The sequence below is a fragment of the Variovorax raffinosi genome (genome assembly GCF_051216615.1).
In the GTDB taxonomy this organism is placed as follows: domain Bacteria; phylum Pseudomonadota; class Gammaproteobacteria; order Burkholderiales; family Burkholderiaceae_C; genus Variovorax.
The window spans coordinates 373,676-395,321 of the sequence record NZ_JBPJZR010000005.1 but is presented as its reverse complement, the minus strand read 5'-3'; the positions used below and the strand labels follow the sequence as shown (position 1 = coordinate 395,321).

Below are 21,646 nucleotides of genomic sequence, written 5' to 3'. Positions count from 1 at the left end.
TCGGCCCGCGCTGCCGATAAACACCCAGAGGCATCGCTCGCGGTGCCAGCACCATCACCCCATTGACAGGTAAAGCCTTATGTCCAGCATGTTCTACACGGGTCTGAGTGGCCTCGGCGTCGCCCGCACCGCGCTGATGACCACGGCCCACAACACCGCCAACGCATACACGGCGGGCTACAGCCGCCAGGTGGCCGAGATCGCCTCGGCCGGTGGCATTTCGAGCGGCACGGGCTTCATCGGCTCGGGTGCCAACGTGCTCACCATCTCGCGCAGCTACGACCGCTACCTGACCGCGCAGCTCGCGTCCGCGCAATCGGCGTCGGCCGCGCTGGCCACCAACGGCACGCAGATCAACCGCATCGACACGCTGCTGGCCGACAAGACCGCCGGCCTCGCACCGCTGATGCAGAGCTTCTTCACCAGCATGCAGGGCGTGGCCAACACGCCGGCCGACCCGGCCGCGCGCCAGCAGATGATCAGCGCCGCGCAGGCGCTGGCCAGCAAGTTCCGCGCGACCGACCAGTACCTGTCGGACCTGAACAGCTCGGTCAACGAGCAGATCAGCGGCAGCGTGGACCAGATCAACACCTACGCGACCAAGATCGCCAGCCTCAACCAGCAGATCAGCCAGATCAGCGCCATGGCCGGCGGCCAGCCGCCGAACGACCTGCTCGACCAGCGCGACCTGCTCGTGAGCCAGCTCAGCCAGGTGGTGGACGTGAAGGTGCTGCAGCAGGACAACGGCAAGTACAACGTGTTCATCGCCACCGGCCAGTCGCTGGTGGTGGGCGACTACGCCGCCAAGATGGCGGCGGTGCCGTCGGCGGCCGACCCGACCCGCAAGGTGGTCGCGCTGTCGGGCTTTGCCGGCAACACCAGCGAGCTGGACGACAGCACCATCAAGGGCGGCGTGCTCGGCGGCCTGATGGCCTTTCGCAAGGACACGCTCATTCCCACGCAGAACGCCATCGGCCGGCTCGCGATGTCGGTGGCCGACGCGGTCAATGGGCAGCACAAGCTGGGCGTGGACCTGAACGGCGCACTCGGCACGAACTTCTTCACCCAGTCCGTGCCGGGCGCGATCCCCAATGCCGGCAACACGGGCAACCTCGAATTCGGCGCCACGCTGTCCGACGCCTCGAAGCTCACGACCAGCGACTACAACGTGAGCGTGACCAACGTGGCGGGCACGCTGACCTATTCGGTCACGCGGCTGTCCGACAAGACGTCGATGGGCAGCTTCACCACCTTCCCGATCACCTTCGACGGCGTGAGCCTCACGGCCGCCAGCGGCACGGCGCAGGCCGGCGATTCGTTCCTGGTGCAGCCCACGCGCACCGGCGCACGCGACCTCGACGTGCTGGTGCGCGACCCGGCCAAGGTGGCGGCCGCATCGCCCATCATCACGGGCAACACCGCAGGCAACAAGGGCAGCGGCGCGCTGGGCGCGGCCACGGTCGATGCGTCCTATCCGGGCACGCCGCTGGCCGGGCCGGTCACGCTGAGCTTCAATGCGGCCACCGGCACGCTGTCGGGCTTTCCGGCCACGTCGGCCGTCACGGTCACGCTGGCCAACGGCAGCAGCACCAGCTACCCGGCCGGCACGCCCGTGCCGTACACGGCCGGCGCCAAGATGAGCTTCGACGGCATCACCGTCGGCATGACCGGCGCGCCCGCGCAGGGCGACACCTTCACCATCAACAAGAACACCTCGGGCGTGTCCGACGGCAGCAATGCCTTGCTGCTGGGCGCGCTGCAGCGCAAGACCACGATGGCCAACGGCACGGCGACCTTCAACGGCGCCTACTCGCAACTGGTCAGCGAAGTCGGCAACCGGGCCATGGCGGTCAAGGTCGCCAGCACCACGCAGGACAGCGTGACCAGCCAGATCAAGGCCAGCCAGCAGTCGATCTCGGGCGTGGTCCAGGACGAGGAAACCGCCAACCTGCTGATGTTCCAGCAGATGTACCAGGCCAATGCCCGGGTGATCCAGACCGCGTCGACCATGTTCGACACGATCCTCGGCATCCGCGGCTGAGCTTTTCCACGCACAGATTCCAGGAACCGCGATGCGCATCAGCACCCAATCCTTCTACGAACAGAACGTCAACGCCATGGGCCTGCAGCAGCAGAAGCTGTTCAGGGTCCAGCAGCAACTGGCGACCAATTCGAAGTTCCTCACGGCCGGCGACGACCCGGTCGGCGCGGCCCGCGCGCTCGGCGTGAGCCAGACGCTCTCCGAGATCTCGCAGTACGCCACCAGCCGCCAGCGCGCGGCGCTGTCGCTGTCGACCGAAGAGAACGCGCTCAACTCGGTGACCTCGATCCTGCAGAACATCAAGACGCTGACGGTGGCGGCGGGCAGCGGCACGCTGTCGGACGCCGACCGCGGCTCGCTCGCCACCACGATCCAGAACAACCTCGACCAGCTCGTGGGCCTGGCCAATTCCGACGACGGCAACGGGCAGTTCTTGTTTGCCGGCTTCAAGAGCGGCAGCCCGCCTTTCGTGGCGGGCCCCGGTGGCGGCGTGCAGTACGTGGGCGACCAGGGCCAGCGGCTGATGCAGATCGACGTGGCACGCCAGTTGGCAACCGCCGACGACGGCCGCTCGATCTTCCAGTCGGTGCAGGGCGGCGCGGGCTATGTGACCTCGAGCGCGGCAAGCAACATCGGTACCGGCGTCTTCGGCCCGGTCGGCATCACGAGCGCCACCACGCCGGGCTATGGGAAAGACTTCACCATCAGCTTCAACAGCGGCAACTACACGGTGACGACCAAGGACACGCCACCGGTGGTGGCCGCCACCGGTCCCTTCTCGCCGAACACGCCGATTTCGTTCGGCGGCCTGCAGCTGAAGATCACCGGCGCGCCGGCGGACGGCGACACCTTCGACGTGTCGGCCGCCAAGAACGCCGGCACCGACGTCTTCGCGGCCATCGGCCAGCTGGTGAGCGCGCTGCGCACGCCGCTGACCGGCGGCGGCCCGGCGGCGCAGGCGCAACTGCTCAACGCATTGAGCACCGCCAACGTGAAGGTCACGAACGCGCACGACAACGTGCTGACGGTGCTGTCGTCGGTGGGCTCGCGCCAGAACGAAATCGACGCGCTCGACACCGGCGGTTCCGCGCGCAAGCTGCAGGAAGAAACCTACCTGTCGAGCATCGAGGACCTGGACCCGTACAGCGCGATCGCGGAGTTCTACCAGCGCCAGTCTTCGTTGCAGGCCACGCAGATGACGTTTGCGCGGCTCAACAGCATCTCGCTGTTCAACTACCTGAGCTGACCCTCGGCCAGCATCGCAAGGGCTGCGCTACGGCCGCAGCCCCTGCGTGAAGCGCAGCATGTTCGCCAGCGACTGCGCAAAGCGCGGTTCGAGAAAAGCCCCCAGGTGGGGCATCAGCAGCTGCAGCATCACGATGCCGGCCAGCAGCGTGAGCGGAAAACCCACCGCGAAGATGCTGAACTGCGGCGAGGCGCGGTTCAGGATGCCCATGGCGAGGTTGAGCGTCAGCAGCGCGGTGACGAGCGGCAGCGACAGCAGCAGCCCGCTGGTGAAGATGTCGCCGGCAGCCAGCACCAGGAACATCCAGCCGCCCGCCACCCACGGCCCGGCGGCAATGGGCAGCGTGTGAAAGCTCTGGGCCAATGCGTTCACCATCAGCAGGTGGCCGTCGAGCGCCAGGAAGATCAGCATGGCCAGCATGTTCAGCAGCCGCGACACCACCATCGTGCTGCCATGGCTCATCGGGTCGAAGAAGGACGCGAAGGACAAGCCCATCTGCAGGCCGATGTATTCGCCCGCCGCCAGCACGGCCGTGAAGATCAGCCGCATCGAAAAGCCCATGGCCGCGCCGATCAGCACCTGCTGGACGATGATCCAGAACCCACCGGCCGACACCACGGGCACCGCGGGAAACGGCCCGATGGTGGGCGAGATCACCAGCGCCAGCAGGGCGGCGATGCCCACCTTGATTTGCCGCGGCGCCCAGGGCTCCCCGAACACCGGCGCCGTGCTGACCAGGGCCAGCATGCGAATGAAGGGCCACAGGAAGGCCACCGTCCAGGCTTCGAGCTGGCCCGAGGTGACGGAAAAGATCGAAGGCGTCACGCCAGCATCTGCGGGATGCCGGCGAACAGGGCGCGCATGTAGTCGAGCATGCGGTCGAGCATCCAAGGTCCGGCGATCACCAGCGTGGCGAACACCGCGAGCAGCTTGGGAATGAAGGACAGCGTGGCTTCGTTGATCTGCGTGGCGGCCTGGAAGATGCTGACGATCAGGCCGATGATCAGCGCCACCAGCAGCAGCGGCGCGCCCAGCAGCAGAGAGATTTCCATGGCCCGGTGGCCCATGGTCATGACGGATTCGGGAGTCATCTGTGCATGCCTAAAGGTAGAAGCTCTGCGTCAGCGCGCCGATGAGCAGTTGCCAGCCATCGGCCAGCACGAACAGCATCAGCTTGAAGGGCAGCGCAATGGACGCGGGCGGCACCATCATCATGCCCATCGACATCAGCACGCTCGCGATCACGAGGTCGATGATGAGGAAGGGAATGAAGATGGTGAAGCCGATCTGGAACGCCGTCTTCAGCTCGCTGATGACGAAGGACGGCAGCAGGATGCGCAGCGGCACATCTTCCGGGCCCTGCATGTCGGGCACCTTGGCGAGCCGGGCGAACAGGGCCAGGTCGGTCTCGCGGGTCTGCTTGAGCATGAAGGTCTTGAAGGGCGCAATGCCGCGCTCCAGTGCCTTGTCGGCGCTGAGCTTGTTCTCGGAGAAGGGTACGTAGGCGTCGGTGTAGACCTTGTCGAACACCGGCGACATCACGAAGAAGGTGAGAAACAGCGACAGCCCCACCAGGATCTGGTTGGGCGGCGAGGTCTGCGTGCCGATGGCGGTGCGCAGCAGGCCCAGCACGATCAGGATGCGCGTGAAGCTGGTCATCGACAGCAGCAGCGCGGGCAAGAAGGTGAGCGAGGTCAGCAGCACCATGGTCTGCACGCTCAGCGACCAGGTCTGGCTGCCGCCGGGGCCGGGCGTGCTGGTGATGCCGGGCAGCCCCTGGGTCCAGGCTGCTGCGGGCAATGTGGCGGCGAGCAGCAACAGCGCGACGCGCAGGCCGCGGCGCAAGGCAGGATGCGTCATGGAGCGGTGCGCGCCTTGCCCGAGAGGGATTCGCGCAGCTTCTGGGAAAAGAGTTCGACCGCACCGCGTGGGGTGGCCTGTGTATTGACGGATGTCGATTGGGCCTGGGCCGGCAGCGTGTGCAGCGTGTTGACCTGGCTGCTCGTGACGCCGAGCACCAGCCATTGGCCGGCCACTTCCACCACGACCACGCGTTCGCGCTGGCCGACCATGGCGCTCGACACCACCTTCACCACCTGGCTGCCGCCCATCCGCTGAAGGCCGAAGCGCCGCGCCAGCCAGGCGCAGAGAAAGATCAGGCCCAGCACCGCGGCCATGCCGAAGCCGGCCTGCAGCAGGCCCGAGCCGCCGCTCGCGACCGGTGCGGCCTCGTGCACCGGTGTCGGCACGGTGGGCAGCGCCGCGTGGACCGCTTGCGTGCCCAGGGCCAGCAACGCCGCGCCCCGCGCAACAAGGGACGCGGCCCGCGTCAGGTGGCGGCGCGCCAGGTTCATGTGCGCGCGAGCTTCTGCATGCGCTCGGAGGGCGTGACGATGTCGGTCAGGCGAATGCCGTACTTCTCGTTCACCACCACCACTTCGCCCTGCGCGATCAGGTAGCCGTTGATCAGCACGTCCAGCGGCTGGCCGGCCAGGCCGTCCAGCTCCACCACCGAGCCCTGCGACAGTTGCAGCAGGCTCTTGATGGTGATGCGCGTGCGGCCGATCTCGGCCGTGAGCTGCACCGGCACGTCGAGCACGCGGGCGATGTCCACGGGCGTCGTGCTGCTGGAGGGCGCGATCGGCGTGTCCAGGATCTGCTGGAAGACCTGTGCGGTGGCCGGGGCCACGGCGGGTTCGGGCGCCGGCGTCGGCGCGGTGGCCGCGGTCTGCTCGGCCAGCGCGCTGGCCCAGTCGTCCGCGTCGCTGGCGGCAGGGGTGTTGTCAGTCATGGTCGTTCTTCAAATCGCTGTCTTGGTGGGAGATCATGTGTTGCACGCGCAGGGCGTAGCGCTCGTTGGAGGTGCCGTAGCCGCACTCCATGACCGGCACGCCGCCGACCTTGGCAACGACCGTCGCCGGCAGCTCGATGGGGAGCACGTCGCCGATCTGCAGCTTCATCACTTCGCCCAGCGTGGAGGGCATGGTCACGAAGTCGGCGGTGAGTTCGACGTCGGCGCTCTGCATCTGGCGCGACATCTGCGTGACCCAGCGCTTGTCGACCTCGACCTCGTCCTGGATCGGGTTGGACAGCAGGTCGCGGATGGGCTCGATCATCGAGTAGGGAATGCACACGTGCAGGAAGCCGCCCACCGGGCCGAACTCGATCTGCAGCGTGGTGTTGATCACCACCTCGTTGGGCGCCACGATGTTGGCCAGCTTGCCGTGCATCTCGGCGCGCACGTAGTCGAAGTCCAGCGGAAACACCGGCTGCCAGGCGTCGCCATAGCACTGCAGCGACAGGTCGAGCAGGCGCTTGATGATGCGCTGCTCGGTGCGCGTGAAGTCGCGGCCTTCCACGCGCACGTGGTAGCGCCCGTCGCTGCCGAACAGGTTGTCCACCACCAGAAACACCAGCTTCGGGTCGAACACGAAGAGGGCGGTGCCGCGCAGCGGCTTCATGTGGATCATGTTGATGTTCGCGGGCACCGGAAGGTGCCGCACGAACTCGCCGTACTGCTGGATCTGCACCGGCCCCACCGAGATGTCGGGGCTGCGCCGCATGAAGTTCAGCAGCGCGCTGCGCAGGCCGCGCGCAAAGCGGTCGTTGATGACCTCCAGCGTGTGCATGCGGTTGCGCACCACGCGGTCGGGCGCGCCGAGGTCGTAGGCCGGCAAGCCGTCGGGCGGTGGCGGCGGGGAGGCCGCCTGGTCGAGGTCGCCGCCGGTGACGCCTTGCAAGAGCGCATCGACCTCGTCCTGGGAAAGCACCTGTTCATACGCCATGGGTCGCTTGTCTGGGGAAGGGTGTCACTGCACGACGAAGGTGCTGAAGGAAACGCTGAAGATGCCCAGCTCGGGCATGCCGCTGGCCAGCGGCGCGTTCAGGGCCTTGCGGATTTCCTCGGCCAGCTTGGCCTTGTCGTCCGAGGTGACCAGCGACTCGGGCGGGCGGTTCGACAGCAGCACCAGCAGGCGGCTGCGCAGCTCGGGCATGAACTCGACGATCTGCGCCTTGGCAGGCTCGTCGCGCACCTTCAGCGCCATGCCGATCTGCAGGAAGCGCGAGCGGCCTTCGGACTGCAGGTTCACGGTCAACGGGTCCAGCATCACGAAGATCGGCTTCTCGGGCGTGGGCGCCTTCTTGGCCGTTTCCGCAGGAGCGGCGGCCGAGCCCATCAGGCGGGGAACGAAGACGTAGGCGGCCGCGCAGGCGGCGGCGATGCCGACGGCGATCACCAGCCCGATCAGCAGCTTCGAGGAGCGGCGTGGGGCCGACGATGACGCGGCCGAAAGAGGGGCGGCGGCGGTTGCAACTGGAGAGGAAGAAGCCATGGTGAAGCGGGTTGACGTGTCCGATCTATTCTTTGCGAAGTCCCCCGCGAATGAACGGCCGAACAAGCGCACAAAGGCGTTTCATATCCGTTCATTGCCGGACGCCCCGGGGAAGGGCGCCATCGGGGCGGGGAGGCGAAGGGGGTGCGGGCCTCAGGCGAAGGTGTCGACTCCTGGGGCCGTGTTGCCGGCAAGGCTGGCGCGTGCGACGGCGACAGGCGCGGCCGGCGTGATGGCGGCGGTGCGATTGGCGCCGGGGTAGGCGGGGCCTTGCTGCTGCCGTGCGGCGTTCTGTTGCTGCTGTTGTTGTTGCTGCTGCTGCGCGAACGCGGCGTCCTGGCCGAAGGGCTGGCGGGTTTCCGCGCCCACCGAGGTCTGGCCCAGCGTGATGCCTTGCTCCGACAGGCTGTTGCGCAACTGCGGCAGCGCGGCTTCGATGGCCTTGCGCACGCTTTCATGGGCCGACACGAACATGGCCTGCGCCTGGTTGTCGCCCATCGACAGCGTGACCTTCAGCGGGCCGAGTCCTGCCGGGTTGAGGTTCAGCTCGGCCGTGTGGGTGCCGCTGATGCTCATGCGCGCGAGCTGCTGGCCGAGGGCCGGCGCCCACTTGTCGCTGCCGACTTCGGGCGCGATGGTGTGCTGCGGGCCGCGCGTGGCGGAGGCATCGGCCGCGCGTTCGCTCGACGTTGTCACGGCGGCGGCCTGCTGCAGCGCGACGGGGGTGGCGGTTGCGGAGGCATCCGTGGCGTCGCCGCTTGCGGCAGCCAGCACGGCGGCCGTGGGTGCGGCCACGGACTTCGCTTCTTCGGCCGCCTTGGGTTGCGTGGCCGCCGCCAGTTGCTCGGCGGTGGTCGCGCTCAGGGCTGTGCGGCTCGTGCCTGCGCGGCCTGATACGGCCGTGCCCACGGGGGTGCTTGCAGGCGCGGAGGCGGGCTTTGCGTTGCCGACGGCCACCGTCTGCGCGGCCACGGCGGCGCGGGCGATGTCCTGCAGCGTGGTGAGCGGTGCGGACGATGCAGCGTCGGTGTCGGGCGGCGCTTTCTGGGCGACAGGTGCGGCGGCTTTTTCTGCAGCGGCGTCCTTGGCCGCGAAGGCGGCTTCGGGCGTGGCCTGTGTGTCGGCGCCCACCAGCACGGTGCCGGGTGGCGTCTTCGCCTGCGCGTCCTGCACGGCGGTGTCCACGGGAATGTCGGTCGACACGCCAGCGGCAACCGGCACGCCGGACGCATCGGATGCGCGGCCGTCCTGCGCGGCCGCGCGCCCGGCGAGGGTCAGCGCATGCAGCGGCGTGAGGGCGGTGGCCAGGAAGGCGAGGTTCGGATCCGCCGGCAGCGCGTCCTTCGTGTCCTCGGCCGGCTCGGTCTTGCGCAACGGCTTGCGCTCGATGGTGGCGACATCGGTGCTCTCGTCCTGCGCCTTGGCGGCGTTGCCGTTGCGCGAGCGGTCGAGCGCGGCGCCGAAGCTGCGGCCCTGCGCTTCGTCTGCGTTGCGGCTGCGCGAGCCGCCCTGCGACACCGGCTGGCCGGAGGCGTTGGGAGTGACGGAGGGCGTGATCATGGGGGGCATGTCGATTCCTGGGAATTCAGAGGGTCGGGTGCGAGGCCCGGTCGAAGAACTTGCGGGCCGCGCGCTCGTCGCTGTCGCGCTGCTCGCGCTTGGCCTGGGCCATCAGCTCCTGCATGCGCACGCGCTCGGCAAGGGTGTCGAAGGAGTTGAGGCGGCGCTTTTCCTGCTGCCAGTCGGTGCGGCCACGGTCGAGCCGGGTTTCGGTCTGGGTGGCGATGGCGCGTTGCTGCTCGATGGCGCCGTCCAGCGTGCCGAGGAAGTTGCGGTAGTTGCGCCACTGCGAGGACGGCAGGCCGCCGCGCATCAGCGCGTCGAGCTGGTCGTGATAGTCCTGCCGGTACTGCAGCAGCAGGTCGAGCTTCTGCCGGGCGCTCAGGTGCGCGCTTTGCAGCGCGCCCAGCCGGCGCGCGGCATCGTCCGTCTGGTTCTTCGCCAGGTCGATCAACATGTCCAGGGGTAGCTTGCTGCTCATGGGCGTCCTTGCTTCATCTGCATCTGCATCCGTGGTGGCTCGGCCTCGAACAGGCTGTCCAGGTGGGCGATGGAATCCGTGTAGTCGGTGCGCTCGTGCATCGACTGCTGCAGGAAGGCCTCGATGCGCGGGTACATCGCAATCGCCTGGTCCAGTTGCAGGTCGTGGCCGGGCGCATAGGCGCCCACGCTGATCAGGTCGCGGTTGCGCTGGTAGCGCGACAGCATCTGCTTGAAGCGGCGCACGGTGTCGAACTGCGCGGGCGAAATCAGCGCGGTCATGGCGCGGCTGATCGAGGCCTCGATGTCGATGGCGGGGTAGTGCCCCGCCTCGGCCAGCGTGCGCGAGAGCACCACGTGGCCGTCCAGGATGGCGCGTGCCGCGTCGGCAATCGGGTCCTGCTGGTCGTCGCCTTCCGACAGCACGGTGTAGAAGGCGGTGATCGAGCCGCCCCGGCCCTGCGCGTCGCGCGCGCCGTTGCCGGCGCGTTCGACCAATGCGGGCAGGCGCGCGAACACCGAAGGCGGATAGCCCTTGGTGGCGGGCGGCTCGCCGACGGCCAATGCGATCTCGCGCTGCGCCATCGCATAGCGGGTGAGCGAATCCATGATGAGCAGCACGTCGCGGCCCTGGTCGCGGAAGTACTCGGCCAGGCAGGTCGCATAGGCCGCGCCCTGCAGGCGCAGCAACGGCGAGTTGTCGGCGGGCGCCGCCACCACCACCGCGCGGGCCAGGCCTTCTTCGCCCAGCGTGTTCTCGATGAAGTCCTTCACCTCGCGGCCGCGTTCGCCGATCAGGCCGACCACGATCACTTCGGCGCTGGTGTAGCGCGCCATCATGCCCAGCAGCACGCTCTTGCCCACGCCGGAGCCGGCGAACAGGCCCATGCGCTGGCCACGGCCGACGGTGAGCATCGCGTTGATGGCGCGCACGCCGACGTCGAGCACCGAGTCGATGGCCGCGCGCGACAGCGGGTTGATCGGCGGCGATGCCAACGGCACCTTGCGCGCCACGTCCAGCGGGCCGAGCCCGTCGAGCGGGCGGCCGGCCGCATCGACCACGCGGCCGAGCATGCCTTCGCCGACCGGCAGGCGCTTGGTGTGGGCGTCGCCGGTGGTGCCGGGCTCCATCAGGCCGGGCCGCGCGAACACGCGCGCGCCAGGCAGCAGGCCCGCCACTTCGGTCTGCGACATCAGGAAGAGGCGGTCGCCTGCGAAGCCCACGACCTCGGCTTCGGCATGGCGTTGCGGATGGCCGGGCGGCAGCTCGATCAGGCAGTCGCTGCCCACGGGCAGTTGCAGGCCCACGGCTTCGAGCACCAGGCCGACGGCGCGCGTGAGGCGGCCCGAGGCGGTGGTGGTCGTGCAGCGGCCGACGTCGGCGCGCGCCTTGTCCAGCGTGGCCCGCAGGGATTGCAGATGGGGGTTGGGGTCGGTGGTCTGCATCGAAGGTCAGGCCGCTTCGGCCTCGCCGTCGGCATCGCCGCGCAGGGCCGCGCTCACGCGCTTCCAGCGGGTTTGCAGGCTGCCGTCCAGCTCGCCGTTGGCGGACTGCACGCGGCAGCCGCCACGTGCGATGGTGTCGTCGGGGCGCACCTGCCAGCCGGCGGTTTCGAGTTCGTGGCCCAGGCTGTTCTTGACCAGCGCCACGTCATCGGGATGCAGCAGCAGGCGCGGTTCGCCGCGCAGCGCGGGCTCGGTGTTGATCAGGTCGCGCACCAGCGGCAGCACCCATTCGGGCTCGGCCTGATAGGTGCGGTGCACCACCTGGCGCGCCACGTCGAGCGCCAGCGCGAGTACGGCTTCGGCCAGCTCGCCTTCCACGCGGCGCAGGGCATCGGGCAGCGACTGGGCCAGCGCGCGCAGGCGCTCGGCATGCACGCTGGCCGCCGCAAGGCCGGTGGCCAGGCCTTCGGTGTGGCCGACCTTGCGGCCTTCGGCCAGGCCCGCGATGCGGCCCTCGGCTTCGCCGTTGGTGCGCGCTTCCTTGCGGATGCGCGCCAGGTCGGCCAGGTCGATCTTCGGCGCGGGCGGCGCGGCCGGCACGCTGTTGTTGTTGCGTTCGGCGGCCTTGCGCGATGCCGATGTGGCGGAGGACGGGGTCTTGCCGTCGAGCGTGCCCATCTCCCAGCGCTCCCAGGCCGAAAGAACGGGCTTGCCGGAGTTGCCGGGCGTGGCCTGGCGCGCGGCCGCGCGGATGGCCGCGAGGCGTTCGCGCGATTCGCCGAAGGCGGTGGGGTCAGACGAAGTCATCGGTGCCAGGCGCCGCAATCACGATTTCGCCGGCTTCCGCCAGGCGGCGTGCCACCTGCAGGATGGCCTTCTGCTCGGTCTCGACCTGCGACACGCGCACAGGGCCGCGCAGCTCCATGTCTTCGCGCAGGGTCTCGGCCGCGCGCTGCGACATGTTGTTGAGGAACTTGTCGCGCAACTCCATCGGCGCGCCCTTGAGCGCGATGATGAGCGAGTCGCTCTCGATGTCCTTGAGCAGGCGCTGGATGCTGCGGTCTTCCAGGCCGAGCAGGTTCTCGAACACGAACATCTCGTCGACGATGCGCTGGGCCAGCGCCTCGTCCTGTTCGCGCACATGGGCAATGGCTTCTTCTTCCACCGCGGTGCTCATCAGGTTGACGATCTCGGCCGCCGTGCGCACGCCACCCAGGCGGCTGCGGCGCAGGCCCTGGCCCGCGAGCATTTCGGTGAGCACGTCGGTCAGCTCGTTCAGCGCCGAAGGCTGCACGCCGCCGAAGGTGGCCACGCGCATGATCACGTCGTGGCGCAGGCGCGCGGGCAGCTTCTCCAGCACTTCCGATGCCTTCATGCGGTCCAGGTGCACCAGCAGCGTGGCAAGGATCTGCGGATGCTCGTCGCGGATCAGCTCGGCCACTTCGCTGGCTTCGAGTTCGTTCAGCCGCTCGATGCCGCCGTGCGGCTCGTCGGGCTGCAGGATGTCTTCGAGCAGGTTGCTGGCGCGGTCGTCGCCCAGCGCCTTCTTCAGCACGGCGCGGATGTAGCTGGTCGAGCCCAGGTGCAGGGCCGAGAGCTGCTCGGTCTCCTGCCGGAACTCGGCCAGCACGGCGGCCAGCTCTTCCTTGGAGACCGACGTGAGCTTGGACATGGCCAGGCCCAGCGCCTGCACCTCGGAGGTGGGCAACTGGTGCAGCGCGGCGGCGGCGCGGTCTTCGCCCAGCGCCATCAGCAAGATCGCGCCCTTGCGGGTTCCGGTTTCGCTAGTGCTAGTCATTGGTGTTGTTCATCCAGTGCTGGATCAGCGTGGCGACCAGCTTCGGGTCCTTGTCCGCGATCTGGTGGGCGTAGTCCATGTCGGCCTTCTGGCGGCTGGCTTCGCGCTCGCGCAGGCTCTCCGCGGGCGACAGCCCCGGCGTGCCCGGTTCGTCGACCGGAGCGATGGGGGCGGCAACGGCTGCGGCCGGCGGCGGTGCGCCGGCCAGGTGGCGGCGCATCAGCGGACGCACCACGGCCAGCCAGGCGAACAGCGCCAGCAGGGCGAACAGCAGGTACTGCCCCAGGGTCTTGCCGATCTCCACGTTCTCGCGGTCGCGCCAGAACGGGACCTCGGGCGCGGGGCCGGCCTCGGTGTCGCGGGCGAAGGCGCTGTTGACCACGTTGAGCGAGTCGCCGCGCTCCTGGCTGAAGCCCATGGCTTCCTTCGCCAGGTTGCGGATCTGTTCCAGCTCGGCCGGCGTCAGCGGGCGGTTGCTGGTCTTGCCGGCGGCATCCACCGCGTCGCGGTTGTTCACCACCACGGCCACCGACAGGCGCTTCACGCCGCCGGCCGCTTGCTGGATGTGGCGGATGGTGCGGTCCAGCTCGTAGTTGGTCGTGACGTCCTTGCGGGTGTTGCTCGGGCCGTTGGCGGCGGTGGCGGTCGATGCCGCCGTGGCACCCGGCGCGCCCGGTGTTCCTGGCGCACCCGGCGTTCCCGGTGTGGGCGGCGTGCCCGGCGCGTTGGGCGCGCGCGGGCCGACGATCGGCGCGTTCGGGTTCACCGGCGGCTGGTTCGACAGCGCACCCGGCACGCCGCCGGGCGGCGCGCCGTTGTGCTGCGCCGACTCGCTGGTCTGCTGGCTGCGGATGGCCGACTGCGTCGGGTCCTGGTTGGGCTTGTACTTCTCGTCGGTGTGCTCGACCACCGTGAAGTCGATATCGGCCGCCACTTGCGCGCGCACGTTGGCGGTGCCGACGATGGGCTGCAGGATGGCCTCGATGCGGCGGATGTAGCCGGCCTCGATCTCCTGCGCATATTTGAGCTGGCTCACGTCCAGCCCGCGGTCGGCGCCGCGCGCCGAGGACAGCAGGTTGCCGCGCTGGTCGACCACGGTGACGCTCTTGGCGTCCAGGTCGGGCACGCTGCTGGACACCATGTGGACGATGGCGCTGACCTGGCCTTCGTCGATGCTGCGCCCGCGCATCAGGCTCAGCACCACCGAGGCCGAAGGCTTCTTCTGGTCGCGCACGAACAGCGAGGGCTTGGGCAGCGCCAGGTGCACGCGCGCCGACTCGATGGTGCCGATCGATTCGATGGAGCGCGCCAGCTCGCCTTCGAGCCCGCGCTGGTAGTTGATCTGCTCGGCGAACTGGCTGGTGCCGAACTTCTGGTTGTCCATCAGTTCGAAGCCGACGCCGCCGGCCTTGGGCAGGCCCTGGGCCGCGAGCTTCAGGCGGGTTTCGGCCACCTTGTCGCCCGCGATCAGGATCGCGCCGCCGCCTTCGGCGAACTTGTAGGGCACGTTCATCTGCTGCAGCGACGCGATGATCGCGCCGCCGTCGCGGTCCGACACATTGGTGTAGAGCACCTTGTAGTCGGGAGCGCGACTCCACAGCAGGAACGCGGCCGCCGCGGCCACCAGCGCCGCGGCGCCGACGATCATCGGCAGCTTCGGCTGGGCGCGCATGCGGTCCAGGATCGGGGGGAGGCCATCGGCCGCCGGCAGGCTGCCCGCAGGCGCTGCAGTGCTCATTGGCTGGCCTTCGTCATGGCCTTCGGGCCGAGGTGGTCCAGCGCCATGGTGAGAGAGGAGATTCGGTGTTGAGAGGTCATTCCGGGGGGCCGGTGATGTCGTCCGCGGCCTGTTCGTTTCGCGAACGATTGTCAACAGTCGCTGGGAAATTCGATCGGTCGAACAGCCGGGGTTTTTGCCCTCAGTTGAGCGCTTGAATCGGGGTCTTCCCTTGTTACGCTGCACGCAAGCCGGAGGGTTTGGGCCCTCCATGTCAAGTCACGCAGAAGTGTTCACACGGAAAAAGAAATCCTCATGTCGATCAACGCCATCGAATCCGTCTTGCAGCAAATGCGCACCACCGCGCTGGCCACCGGCATCGCGCCCGCGTCGGGTTCGCCCGTCGAGGCGGGTGGTTTCGCGGCCGAGCTCAAGCGCTCGCTTGCCAATATCAGCGGCGCGCAGCAAAGCGCCTATGCGCAGGCCGAGTCGTTCGAGCTGGGCAAGCCCGGCGTGGCGCTGAACGACGTGATGGTCGACCTGCAGAAGGCCAACGTGGCCTTCCAGACCGGGCTGCAGGTGCGCAACCGGCTGGTGACGGCTTATCAGGAAGTGATGAACCTGCAGGCGTGATGCGGGTTGGGGTTGTGGTGTGGGCCGCCGTACATGGAACTTTTTTGTACGCCGCCCTAAATGTTTGAAAGCTCCGGCCGATAACCAAATCAACGATGGCTTGAGTCTGACAGCAGGAGCGGGTCCAGCGTTACGGCCTAAGGCCGGTTACCACAACCTTCGTAAACCAGGAGTCGAAAATGGCATCAGTCATTAATACCAATTCTCTTTCGCTGCTCACGCAGAACAACCTCACGAAGTCGCAATCGGCTCTGAACAGCGCCATCGAGCGCCTGTCCTCGGGCATGCGCATCAACAGCGCCAAGGACGACGCAGCCGGCCAGGCCATCGCCAACCGCTTCACCGCCAACATCAAGGGCCTGACGCAAGCAACGCGCAACGCCAACGACGGCATCTCGATCGCCCAGACGACTGAAGGCGCGCTGACCGAAGTCAACAACAACCTGCAACGCATCCGCGAACTGTCGGTGCAAGCCACGACCGGCACGAACTCGGCCACCGACCTGGACTCGATCCAGGGTGAAATCACCCTGCGCCTGGACGAAATCAACCGCGTCTCGGCACAGACCCAGTTCAACGGCGTGAAGGTTCTGTCGGCTGACGCCGGCAAGCTGACCGTGCAAGTCGGCGCGAACGATGGCGAAACCATCGACATCGACCTGAAGGAAATCAGCGCCAAGACCCTGGGCCTGGACGGCTTCAACGTCAACAACACCGGTTCGAAGAACAAGACCGCAACCGAATCCGACCTGCTGATCGCCGGTTTCAACAAGCAGCCAGTCGCTGGCGGCGTGACCCCGTACACCCGCACGCTCACGGCTGCCGCCAACGGCGCATCGGCCAACGACGTGCTGGCCGGCATGAAGGACGGCGGCAAGGTCGTCATCGGTGGTGCAACGTACACGTACAGCGCCACGAGCAAGGACTACACCGTTGCTGAAACGGGCCGTACCGCCACCAACACGCTCGCCGCACTGACCCCGCCTGCAGGCACCACGGTGACCGCCACCGTCAAGCTCGGCTCGCAGTCGATGAACGTCAAGATCGACAGCAACGGTGCACTGACCGACGCTGGCGACAACTCGGCCCTGTACCTCGACACCACCGGCAACCTGACCAAGACCGGCGCTGGCACCACCGTGGCTGCAACGCTGAGCAACCTGGTCGACAACACCAACGGCATGAAGGCCGCCGGTGACTCCATCACGTTCGCCGCGACTGGCGCCAAGTACACGGTCAACACCCCGGGTGCCGGTACCGCCGCCACGTTCAACGTTGCTGGCGAGAAGGCTTCGGCTGGCCTCGTGGCTGCCAAGATCAACTCGTCGATCGGCACCATCGACCAGACCGGCGCTGGCACCACGGTGTACAACCTGGCCGCTGCCGATGGCAAGACGGACGGCTTCATGGGCGTGAGCGGCCTGACGAAGACCGCCGGCGAGACGATCAACGTCAACGCCAACGGCAACATCACGACCACCAGCGGCAGCATCGTGTATGCCGATTCGACCAAGGCTGGCAGCCTGACGGACCAGGCCGTTGGCGCAGGCAAGGCAACGATCAACCCGTTGAAGGCACTCGACGCAGCCCTGTCGAAGGTTGACCAGCTGCGCAGCTCGCTGGGTGCGGTGCAAAACCGTTTCGACTCGGTGATCTCGAACCTGGGCACCACGGTGACCAACCTGTCGTCGTCGCGCTCGCGCATTCAAGACGCCGACTACGCGGTTGAAGTGTCGAACATGACGCGCGCCCAGATCCTGCAACAAGCAGGTACCTCGGTGCTGTCGCAAGCCAACCAGACCACGCAAGGCGTGCTGTCGCTCCTGCGTTGATCCACAAGGTCTAGTCAGAAGCGAAAGAAATGCCGGCGCCCTCCCGCAAGGGTGGGTGTCCGGCGGGCGCAGGACCCCGGACGCAAGCCGGGACGGCCTGCGCTGTCCTCTGCGGCCATGCCCGATGGCAAGGCCGCAGAGGACAGCGAACACAACAAAAGGTGGAAATGATGTCGAACCCCGTGCCAGCAATCCCCGCGAAGGACAGCCATTGGACGCAGATGCTTGTCAGCGGCGCCCTGGGTGCCGGCACGCGCGGCGGCGCGGTGGCCGGCGCGAAGGACGAAGCCCGGGAAGAGGCAACGCCGGTGCAGCTAGAGCAGGCCGTGCGCCAGGTGAACACGGCCTTGGCGCTGCGCGAAGTCGGGCTGCAGTTCGAGGTCGACAAGGACACCGACAAGCTCATCGTGAAGGTGATCGACCGCACCAGCGGCGAGGTCATCCGCCAGATCCCGAATGAAGACGTCTTGCGCATCGCGAAGCTGATGAGCGAAGGCAAGGGTCTGCTGGTGGACCACGCGGCCTGAGGTCGCACCCGATTCTTCAACTGCAAAAAGCAGCACCCCTCATTCAGGAAACACTCACATGGCAACGATCAGCAGCCTCGGCGTCGGCTCCAACCTCAACCTGACCGACTTGCTCAAGCAACTCGAGACCGCCGAGAGCCAGCCGCTCGTGGCACTGCAGGCGCGCGCCAAGAGCTACACGAGCAAGCTCTCGGCCTACGGCACGATCCAGGGCGCGCTCAGCACGCTGCAGGCCGCCGCCAAGAAGCTGGGCGACCCGACGCTGTTCCAGAGCGTGGTCGGCACGCCGACGGTCAGCGGCATCCTGTCCGCATCCGCCACCGACGTGAGCGCGGCCGGCAACTACACCGTCGACGTGAAGCAGCTCGCGCAGGCGCAGACCGTCATCAGCGGCGGCCAGGCGAACACCAAGACCGCGATCGGCAACGGCACGATCACCATCGACTTCGGCACCGTCACCGGCGGAAAGCTCGATGCCACGACCGGCCAGTACACCGGCGCCACGTTCACGCAGGACACGACCCAGGTCGCCAAGCCGATCACCATCGACCCTTCGAACAACACGCTGGAAGGCATTCGCAACGCGATCAACAACGCCAAGGCCGGCGTGACGGCCAGCATCGTGAACGACGGCAGCGGCACGCCCAACCGGCTGGTGCTCACATCCGCGCAGACCGGCGAGAAGTCGAGCATGCGCATCTCGGTCGACGGCGATGCGTCGCTGAAGAACCTGCTGTCCAACGACCCGTCCGGCACGCAGAACCTGAAGCAGACGGCGGCCGCGCAGAACGCGCAGCTCAACGTCAACGGCATCGACGTCGTCAGCGCGACCAACACCGTCAAGGACGCCATCCAGGGCGCCACGCTGACGTTGGTGAACACCGGCAAGACCGGCCTGTCGCTCAAGGAAAACACGGCCGGCGTGAAGACGGCGATCAGTGATTTCGTCAAGGCCTACAACACGCTGCAGAGCACGGCCAAGACGCTGACGGCCTACGACCCCGACACCAAGACCGCCGCCGCGCTGGTGGGCGACACCACGCTGCGCAACCTGCAGGTGCGCATCCGCCAGGCGCTCATCACGCCGCAGGACGGCGGCCCGAACGACATGAAGGTGCTCGCCGAGATCGGCGTGACCTTCCAGCGCGACGGCACCCTGGCGGTGGACAACGACAAGATCGACAAGGCCCTGGCCACCAACCTGAAGGGCGTGGGCAATCTCTTCTCGAGCGCCGCCGACAGCAAGGGCGGCTACGGCAAGCAACTCGACGCGATCGTGACCGACCTGAACGCCGGTGCGCTGAAGGTGGCCAGCGACGGCGTGACCTCGACGATCAAGGCCCTGGACACCCAGTACGACGCCGCGCAATTGCGCGTGGACGCCGCGGTCGACCGCTACCGCAAGCAGTTCAACCAGCTCGACGTGCTGATCAACAGCATGAACAACACGAAGAGCTACCTCACGCAGCAGTTCAACGCGATGTCGGGCACGAAGTAACAAGACGAAGACCTGGAGCCACAGCCGATGTACACCCCTCACAACTTTCGCACCGGCGCTGGCGCGTACGCGCGCGTCGGCGTGGAAACCAGCGTGATGAGCGCGTCGCCGCACCAGCTCATCGTGATGCTTTTCGACGGCGCCAAGACCGCCATCGGCATGGCCCGCCACCACATGGCGGCAGGCGAGGGCGAAGCCAAGGGCAACGCCATCTCCAAGGCCATCGGCATCGTGGACAACGGCCTGAAGGCCGGGCTGGACGCCACGGCCGCCGGCGATGCCGGCGCCGAACTCGTGGGCAACCTGTCGGCGCTGTACGACTACATCGTGCAGCGGCTGTTTCGCGCCAACCTGCACAACGACGCGGGGGCACTGGACGAAGCCGAGGCGTTGCTCGAGAACATTGCTTCCGCCTGGCGGGAGATCGACGGCCGGGCCCGCGGCTGATGCGCGGGCCGCTAATTGAGAGAAGACAGGAAAAAATGTTAGTCCAGAGTGAGGTCGTTCATTGCTACGAAGAGCTTGCCTCCAGCATCTCGTTGATGCTGGTGCTGGCACGCGCCAAGGAATGGGGCCGGCTGCCGGAGCTGGAGTCCCGCTGCTCGGCGCTGGTCGACAGGTTGAAGGTCATCGAGCCGCAGGAGACGCTGGACGCGACGCAGGTCGAGACGGTGCTGCGCCTGATCGACCGCATCCGCGTGGAGCAGGCCGAGGTGTCCGGCCTGATCAAGCCGCAGATCGAAGATCTCCTTGGCAGGATGGGCCATCTCAATCAGCAGAAGAACCTGGGCAAGGCCTACGGGCCGACCCACTGACTGCCTGACCGGATGCCGCAACCATGAGTGGACTGACCGGACTGATCGATGCGCTGCTGGCTGCGAGGCTGACGCCGCGGCTGGACGTGCTGGGCATCAAGCCTGAAGCCACCATCGGTGCGCCCGGCGCGGCGCTCGCCATCGACAAGCTCGCCAACGATGTGCGGCTGCCTTCCAATGCGGCGCTCGAGCGGCAACTGCCGGGCACGGTGTCCCGTGGCGGCGGCGCGGCGCAGCCCGGTGCGGGCGCGCAGCCCTCGGTGGCAACGCAGTTGTCCATTGCAGCCCGCGTGATCGGCGCGGTGCTGGCGGATCTGCAGGCGGAGCCGGGGCCGGTGCGCGGCGCCGCGCCGCTGTGGCCTTCGCGGCAACCCGCGAGCGCCCCGGCGCTGGCCGGCGCGCTGGCGCAGACGGTGTCGGGCAGCGGGCTGTTCTATGAGTCGCACCTGGCGGAGTTCGCGACGGGCACGCGCACCCTGGCGCAGATGGCACGCGAGCCGCAGGCACGCTGGGCGACGCCTGTTGCTGCTGCGCAAGCTGCCGCAGCGGCAGCGGTGCCGCAGGCGCTTGCACAGGCGCTCGGGTCGGCCGCGCTGCAGGATGCGTTGCAGGCCGGTGTTCCGCAACAGCCCTTTGCATCGACATCGGACGACGGTGCCGCAGGCCAGGCGCCGCGCGCGGCAATGCATGCGAACGCGCCGCAGGGTGCGCCCGGCAATGCGTCGGCGCAAGGCCTTGCCGCATCGCCCGCCGCAAACGCGGCGCCGAATGCGGAGCCGGTTTCTTCCTCCGACGCGGCGCGTGTCCAGGCGGCCTACCGCCAGCCCGAAACCGCATCGTCCGGCAACCTGCTCGATTCGATGCCGGCGCACCGGGCGAACGAGAGCACCCGTCTTGCGGACAGCCCGGCTGCTACGCAGGCAACGCGCGGCGAGGTGATTCATCCGCAGGCCGTGACGCTCGTGCACCAGCAACTCGACCTGCTGGCCAGCGCAGCGTTCCGCTGGAGCGGCCAGGCATGGCCCGACGTGCCGATGGCGTGGTCGATCGAAGAAGAACAACGGCAGGAAGAGCAAGCGAAGTCCGATGCGCGCCATGGCGCGGGCACCGACGAAGAGAGCCAGCGCCGCTGGTCGACCACGGTGTCGCTGGTGCTGCCGCGACTGGGCGACGTCGATCTGCGCCTGAGCGTGAGCGGCCCGACGGTGCAGGCGCACCTGTCCGCAAGCCAGGCGTCCACCATGGCCCGCATGCGCGGCGATACCGGCCGGCTCGCGCAACGCTTCGAGGCCGCCGGCCTTCAACTGCAACAGGTGCAGGTCATGGCGAAGGCGCCCGCATGAGCGACGCCCTGGACAACCGCAACAGCGCGGTCGCGCTCTCGTATGCGGACAAGACCAAGGCGCCCGTGGTCGTGGCCAAGGGCTATGGCGTGGTGGCCGAATCGATCATGCGCGAGGCCCGCGAGAACGGGCTGTATGTGCACTCGTCCGCCGACCTCGTGAAGCTGTTGATGCAGGTCGATCTGGATCAACAGATCCCGCCGCAGCTCTATCTGGCGGTCGCCGAACTGATGGCGTGGATCTATGGCCTGGAAGAAAAGGCCGCAATTCCATCAACCACCGGCGCGGGCCGGCCGGTGCATTAAATAACCTGTGGTTCTATTCAAAGTAATGAATCACCCTGAAATCGAAAAGAAGGCCATTGATCGACTTGTAA

Annotated in this window: 23 protein-coding genes; 10 read left to right on the top strand and 13 right to left on the bottom strand. The window is 67.8% G+C overall.

Going from position 1 to position 21,646, the window contains the following annotated elements; all coding sequences use genetic code 11:
• The first annotated feature begins 79 nt into the window (after positions 1–79).
• Together flgK and flgL are read left to right on the top strand one after the other, a co-directional pair.
• Positions 80–2,041 carry a flagellar hook-associated protein FlgK gene (flgK, locus tag ACSFB7_RS18315; RefSeq protein ID WP_435472571.1) on the top strand — a complete coding sequence of 654 codons (1,962 nt, stop codon included), beginning with the start codon at positions 80–82 and terminating at the stop codon, positions 2,039–2,041.
• 31 nt (positions 2,042–2,072) lie between these two features.
• On the top strand, positions 2,073–3,287 hold the full coding sequence (flgL, locus tag ACSFB7_RS18310) for a flagellar hook-associated protein FlgL (RefSeq protein WP_435472570.1): 1,215 nt from the start codon (positions 2,073–2,075) through the stop codon (positions 3,285–3,287).
• Positions 3,288–3,314: 27 nt separating this feature from the next.
• On the opposite strand, the gene fliR is transcribed toward flgL, so the two are convergent.
• The 13 genes from fliR to fliF all read right to left on the bottom strand — a co-directional run bounded on the left by fliR (position 3,315) and on the right by fliF (position 14,643).
• Positions 3,315–4,100 (bottom strand): flagellar biosynthetic protein FliR, encoded by a 786-nt coding sequence (gene fliR / locus ACSFB7_RS18305; RefSeq protein ID WP_435472703.1) that lies wholly within the window; start codon positions 4,098–4,100, stop codon positions 3,315–3,317.
• 8 nt (positions 4,101–4,108) lie between these two features.
• Positions 4,109–4,378, bottom strand: coding sequence for a flagellar biosynthesis protein FliQ (gene fliQ / locus ACSFB7_RS18300; RefSeq protein WP_435472568.1), 270 nt, complete (start codon positions 4,376–4,378; stop codon positions 4,109–4,111).
• Between the two features lie 10 nt (positions 4,379–4,388).
• Positions 4,389–5,147, bottom strand: coding sequence for a flagellar type III secretion system pore protein FliP (gene fliP / locus ACSFB7_RS18295; protein WP_435472566.1), 759 nt, complete (start codon positions 5,145–5,147; stop codon positions 4,389–4,391).
• The gene (fliO, locus tag ACSFB7_RS18290; protein WP_435472564.1) at positions 5,144–5,641 is read right to left on the bottom strand and encodes a flagellar biosynthetic protein FliO; all 498 of its coding nucleotides are present in this window, start codon (positions 5,639–5,641) and stop codon (positions 5,144–5,146) included. The genes fliP and fliO overlap by 4 nt, the downstream gene beginning before the upstream one ends.
• Positions 5,638–6,078: a flagellar motor switch protein FliN gene (fliN, locus tag ACSFB7_RS18285; RefSeq protein ID WP_435472562.1), complete on the bottom strand. Its 441-nt coding sequence runs from the start codon at positions 6,076–6,078 to the stop codon at positions 5,638–5,640. The genes fliO and fliN overlap by 4 nt, the downstream gene beginning before the upstream one ends.
• Positions 6,071–7,072, bottom strand: coding sequence for a flagellar motor switch protein FliM (gene fliM / locus ACSFB7_RS18280; RefSeq protein WP_187111676.1), 1,002 nt, complete (start codon positions 7,070–7,072; stop codon positions 6,071–6,073). The genes fliN and fliM overlap by 8 nt, the downstream gene beginning before the upstream one ends.
• A 24-nt stretch (positions 7,073–7,096) precedes the next feature.
• Positions 7,097–7,621: a flagellar basal body-associated protein FliL gene (gene fliL / locus ACSFB7_RS18275; protein ID WP_435472560.1), complete on the bottom strand. Its 525-nt coding sequence runs from the start codon at positions 7,619–7,621 to the stop codon at positions 7,097–7,099.
• Positions 7,622–7,774: 153 nt separating this feature from the next.
• A complete protein-coding gene (locus ACSFB7_RS18270) occupies positions 7,775–9,190 on the bottom strand; it encodes a flagellar hook-length control protein FliK (protein WP_435472558.1) in 1,416 nt (471 codons plus the stop codon).
• Between the two features lie 16 nt (positions 9,191–9,206).
• Entirely contained in the window at positions 9,207–9,662 is a 456-nt protein-coding gene (gene fliJ / locus ACSFB7_RS18265; protein WP_435472556.1) for a flagellar export protein FliJ, read from the bottom strand.
• Positions 9,659–11,107, bottom strand: coding sequence for a flagellar protein export ATPase FliI (fliI, locus tag ACSFB7_RS18260; RefSeq protein ID WP_435472554.1), 1,449 nt, complete (start codon positions 11,105–11,107; stop codon positions 9,659–9,661). Before fliI ends, fliJ begins: the two co-directional genes overlap by 4 nt.
• A 6-nt stretch (positions 11,108–11,113) precedes the next feature.
• Positions 11,114–11,914, bottom strand: a complete 801-nt coding sequence (gene fliH, locus ACSFB7_RS18255) for a flagellar assembly protein FliH (protein ID WP_435472552.1) — start codon at positions 11,912–11,914, stop codon at positions 11,114–11,116.
• A complete protein-coding gene (gene fliG, locus ACSFB7_RS18250) occupies positions 11,901–12,905 on the bottom strand; it encodes a flagellar motor switch protein FliG (RefSeq protein ID WP_435472550.1) in 1,005 nt (334 codons plus the stop codon). Before fliG ends, fliH begins: the two co-directional genes overlap by 14 nt.
• Positions 12,898–14,643, bottom strand: a complete 1,746-nt coding sequence (fliF, locus tag ACSFB7_RS18245; RefSeq protein WP_435472548.1) for a flagellar basal-body MS-ring/collar protein FliF — start codon at positions 14,641–14,643, stop codon at positions 12,898–12,900. The genes fliG and fliF overlap by 8 nt, the downstream gene beginning before the upstream one ends.
• A gap of 294 nt (positions 14,644–14,937) precedes the next feature.
• On the opposite strand from fliF, the gene fliE reads away from it, so the two are divergent.
• The 8 genes from fliE to ACSFB7_RS18205 all read left to right on the top strand — a co-directional run bounded on the left by fliE (position 14,938) and on the right by ACSFB7_RS18205 (position 21,575).
• On the top strand, positions 14,938–15,255 hold the full coding sequence (gene fliE, locus ACSFB7_RS18240) for a flagellar hook-basal body complex protein FliE (RefSeq protein ID WP_475545397.1): 318 nt from the start codon (positions 14,938–14,940) through the stop codon (positions 15,253–15,255).
• Positions 15,256–15,434: 179 nt separating this feature from the next.
• Entirely contained in the window at positions 15,435–17,087 is a 1,653-nt protein-coding gene (locus ACSFB7_RS18235; protein ID WP_435472546.1) for a flagellin N-terminal helical domain-containing protein, read from the top strand.
• 182 nt (positions 17,088–17,269) lie between these two features.
• Positions 17,270–17,614: a flagellar protein FlaG gene (locus ACSFB7_RS18230; RefSeq protein ID WP_435472544.1), complete on the top strand. Its 345-nt coding sequence runs from the start codon at positions 17,270–17,272 to the stop codon at positions 17,612–17,614.
• A 58-nt stretch (positions 17,615–17,672) separates the two neighbouring features.
• Positions 17,673–19,112, top strand: a complete 1,440-nt coding sequence (gene fliD, locus ACSFB7_RS18225; protein ID WP_435472542.1) for a flagellar filament capping protein FliD — start codon at positions 17,673–17,675, stop codon at positions 19,110–19,112.
• A gap of 27 nt (positions 19,113–19,139) precedes the next feature.
• A complete protein-coding gene (fliS, locus tag ACSFB7_RS18220; protein ID WP_435472540.1) occupies positions 19,140–19,559 on the top strand; it encodes a flagellar export chaperone FliS in 420 nt (139 codons plus the stop codon).
• Between the two features lie 35 nt (positions 19,560–19,594).
• On the top strand, positions 19,595–19,927 hold the full coding sequence (locus ACSFB7_RS18215; protein ID WP_435472538.1) for a flagellar protein FliT: 333 nt from the start codon (positions 19,595–19,597) through the stop codon (positions 19,925–19,927).
• Between the two features lie 23 nt (positions 19,928–19,950).
• Positions 19,951–21,270: a flagellar hook-length control protein FliK gene (gene fliK, locus ACSFB7_RS18210; RefSeq protein ID WP_435472536.1), complete on the top strand. Its 1,320-nt coding sequence runs from the start codon at positions 19,951–19,953 to the stop codon at positions 21,268–21,270.
• The gene (locus ACSFB7_RS18205; RefSeq protein WP_435472535.1) at positions 21,267–21,575 is read left to right on the top strand and encodes an EscU/YscU/HrcU family type III secretion system export apparatus switch protein; all 309 of its coding nucleotides are present in this window, start codon (positions 21,267–21,269) and stop codon (positions 21,573–21,575) included. Before fliK ends, ACSFB7_RS18205 begins: the two co-directional genes overlap by 4 nt.
• Positions 21,576–21,646 lie beyond the last annotated feature (71 nt).

What these genes read in the sequence shown, in the direction of transcription:
- flgK (WP_435472571.1), top strand. Translation starts at nt 80, where the DNA reads ATGTCCAGCATGTTCTACACGGGTCTGAGTGGCCTCGGCGTCGCCCGC.
- flgL (WP_435472570.1), top strand. Translation starts at nt 2,073, where the DNA reads ATGCGCATCAGCACCCAATCCTTCTACGAACAGAACGTCAACGCCATG.
- fliQ (WP_435472568.1), bottom strand. Translation starts at nt 4,378, where the DNA reads ATGACTCCCGAATCCGTCATGACCATGGGCCACCGGGCCATGGAAATC.
- fliP (WP_435472566.1), bottom strand. Translation starts at nt 5,147, where the DNA reads ATGACGCATCCTGCCTTGCGCCGCGGCCTGCGCGTCGCGCTGTTGCTG.
- fliO (WP_435472564.1), bottom strand. Translation starts at nt 5,641, where the DNA reads ATGAACCTGGCGCGCCGCCACCTGACGCGGGCCGCGTCCCTTGTTGCG.
- fliN (WP_435472562.1), bottom strand. Translation starts at nt 6,078, where the DNA reads ATGACTGACAACACCCCTGCCGCCAGCGACGCGGACGACTGGGCCAGC.
- fliM (WP_187111676.1), bottom strand. Translation starts at nt 7,072, where the DNA reads ATGGCGTATGAACAGGTGCTTTCCCAGGACGAGGTCGATGCGCTCTTG.
- fliL (WP_435472560.1), bottom strand. Translation starts at nt 7,621, where the DNA reads ATGGCTTCTTCCTCTCCAGTTGCAACCGCCGCCGCCCCTCTTTCGGCC.
- ACSFB7_RS18270 (WP_435472558.1), bottom strand. Translation starts at nt 9,190, where the DNA reads ATGCCCCCCATGATCACGCCCTCCGTCACTCCCAACGCCTCCGGCCAG.
- fliJ (WP_435472556.1), bottom strand. Translation starts at nt 9,662, where the DNA reads ATGAGCAGCAAGCTACCCCTGGACATGTTGATCGACCTGGCGAAGAAC.
- fliI (WP_435472554.1), bottom strand. Translation starts at nt 11,107, where the DNA reads ATGCAGACCACCGACCCCAACCCCCATCTGCAATCCCTGCGGGCCACG.
- fliH (WP_435472552.1), bottom strand. Translation starts at nt 11,914, where the DNA reads ATGACTTCGTCTGACCCCACCGCCTTCGGCGAATCGCGCGAACGCCTC.
- fliG (WP_435472550.1), bottom strand. Translation starts at nt 12,905, where the DNA reads ATGACTAGCACTAGCGAAACCGGAACCCGCAAGGGCGCGATCTTGCTG.
- fliF (WP_435472548.1), bottom strand. Translation starts at nt 14,643, where the DNA reads ATGAGCACTGCAGCGCCTGCGGGCAGCCTGCCGGCGGCCGATGGCCTC.
- fliE (WP_475545397.1), top strand. Translation starts at nt 14,938, where the DNA reads ATGTCGATCAACGCCATCGAATCCGTCTTGCAGCAAATGCGCACCACC.
- ACSFB7_RS18235 (WP_435472546.1), top strand. Translation starts at nt 15,435, where the DNA reads ATGGCATCAGTCATTAATACCAATTCTCTTTCGCTGCTCACGCAGAAC.
- fliD (WP_435472542.1), top strand. Translation starts at nt 17,673, where the DNA reads ATGGCAACGATCAGCAGCCTCGGCGTCGGCTCCAACCTCAACCTGACC.
- fliS (WP_435472540.1), top strand. Translation starts at nt 19,140, where the DNA reads ATGTACACCCCTCACAACTTTCGCACCGGCGCTGGCGCGTACGCGCGC.
- ACSFB7_RS18215 (WP_435472538.1), top strand. Translation starts at nt 19,595, where the DNA reads ATGTTAGTCCAGAGTGAGGTCGTTCATTGCTACGAAGAGCTTGCCTCC.
- fliK (WP_435472536.1), top strand. Translation starts at nt 19,951, where the DNA reads ATGAGTGGACTGACCGGACTGATCGATGCGCTGCTGGCTGCGAGGCTG.
- ACSFB7_RS18205 (WP_435472535.1), top strand. Translation starts at nt 21,267, where the DNA reads ATGAGCGACGCCCTGGACAACCGCAACAGCGCGGTCGCGCTCTCGTAT.